Origin of the sequence: Wolbachia endosymbiont of Nomada ferruginata, assembly GCF_001675785.1 — a bacterium.
Taxonomy (GTDB): domain Bacteria; phylum Pseudomonadota; class Alphaproteobacteria; order Rickettsiales; family Anaplasmataceae; genus Wolbachia; species Wolbachia pipientis.
Window position 1 is genome coordinate 1 of record NZ_LYUY01000150.1, and the last position, 1,769, is coordinate 1,769.

Annotated in this window: 2 protein-coding genes; one reads left to right on the forward strand and one right to left on the reverse strand. The window is 34.3% G+C overall.

All coding sequences use genetic code 11. The features are described 5' to 3' along the window. Positions 1–38: 38 nt before the first annotated feature. Complete coding sequence (locus BA053_RS08455) at positions 39–167, forward strand: hypothetical protein (RefSeq protein WP_255356263.1); 129 nt, start codon at positions 39–41, stop codon at positions 165–167. Here the strand turns inward: BA053_RS08455 and BA053_RS06145 are convergent. Then, complete coding sequence (locus BA053_RS06145; protein ID WP_065095203.1) at positions 148–1,512, reverse strand: ankyrin repeat domain-containing protein; 1,365 nt, start codon at positions 1,510–1,512, stop codon at positions 148–150. The genes BA053_RS08455 and BA053_RS06145 overlap by 20 nt on opposite strands. Between the last annotated feature and the right edge of the window lie 257 nt (positions 1,513–1,769).

The window sequence follows — 1,769 nt, forward strand, 5'->3', positions numbered from 1 at the left end:
ATACCTAGCTATGAGTAGGGTTATGTTAAAGAGGGAATATGCTTGAATTTACTTGTTTCCGGACAACCTCTGAATCTCATTTTCATCGAGCAGATAATTGTCGTGTATTAGCTTTGGCTATGTATTTTTTGTATACTCTTCTTGTACTTAAATGTAGACCAGCATAGCCCTAATTTTTTTATATATTTTACTTCTTTCTCTGTATTTAATAATAGGCTTGAAAATAAATGGTAAGCCTATAATTGTTAAGCTTAGAGCTAGGGTTGAAAGTATACAACAGGCTTTGTGTTTACTATGTAGCTCTTTCAGGTAAAGCATCAAAAATCTACAAAATTTTTTGTAATTTTCTTCGATGTTTTTTTTGCTATGAGCCTTGCTAATGAACATATCTATTGCGGTATGACCGTTATTGCACTTAATGTTAAGGTCTGCACCTTTTTCTGTTAACAACTGAGCTATATCAAAATAATCCTTTTGAACAGCAAGATGTAGAGGTGCAAAACCTTGTTGCTCACAAATGTTCATATTGGCTCTAACTTCCAATAACATTTTCACAATTTGTGTATGGCCTTTTTTAACTGCGAGTAGCAAGGGAGTTCTGTTACATTTAGTAACAGCATTAACGTTTACCTTAAGCTTCAATAAGAGCTTAACTGTTTTAGTGTTACCATTATGGCTAGCTTTATGCAGCCTAGCGTTACCATTAAAATCTTGATCGTTTGCTTCTATTCCCTTTGAAACAAGAAATGTTACCATTTTTCTATTATTATGCTCAATAGCGCAATCTAACGCATCAAAACCATGGTTGTTTTTTGTGCAAAAAAACTCTTTAAGTTTAATTTTATCGTTACTTGCTTGCTGTTTTTTTGCAATAAGCTTTACTATTTGCATTTTGTTGTTATACGCTGCTAGGAAAAGCGTAGTGTTATTTTCTGCATCTTTGGCTTCTATATTTGCACCTTTCTTTATCAGATATTCTATAATTTCTGCTCTGCTGTCATAATGTGCGGTGCATTGATAAATGGTTAAAAACAAAGGAGTACGAAAATTGTTATCTTCACATTCGAGATTTGCTCCGCTATCAATTAAAATTTGGACGCTTTTTTTAGAACCGTATAGTGAAGCTATATGAAGAGGAGTATAGCCCTCTTTGGCATCTTTTTCATTAATTTTTGCGCCTTTTGTTATCAAAAAATCTATTAATTCCGTGTCATCTTGTAGTGCAGCAAGGTGCAGTGGAGTGAATCCATTTTTATCCTTGGAATTAATTGTCAGTTGGTTAACAAAAAGTTTAGCAACTTTCTTGTGTCCATGCATAATGGCGTAATGCAGAGGGTTTCTATTTTCGTTGTCTACGACATTGAAATCAGCTTCGTGCTCTAGTAATGACTTTACTCCAACTAAATCGCCTTCTTTTGTGAACTTATGCAAGAGAGTGATTCCACTTGCATCTTTTGAATTAATATCAAATCCATTTTCTACTAATTGGTTTATATCTTCCTCACGCGCCATATCACTTCAATCTCTAATTAAACCCTTTTCGCGTTAATAATACTCCTACTTGATTAAGTTTAAATGAATCTGTGAGAAATGGCTAGTGCATTCTTGCATAACAAACTTTTGGCAGCGCATCGGATGAAACGAAAAAACTTACTTGACACCCTTCGCCAGCGCCCTTATCATGATAGTGAAGCTATTGTATTTGCTTTCGCCAATCTGCAGATTAAAAGGTAAGGATTACTTAATGTATCGGCGTCTTATGTTCAATT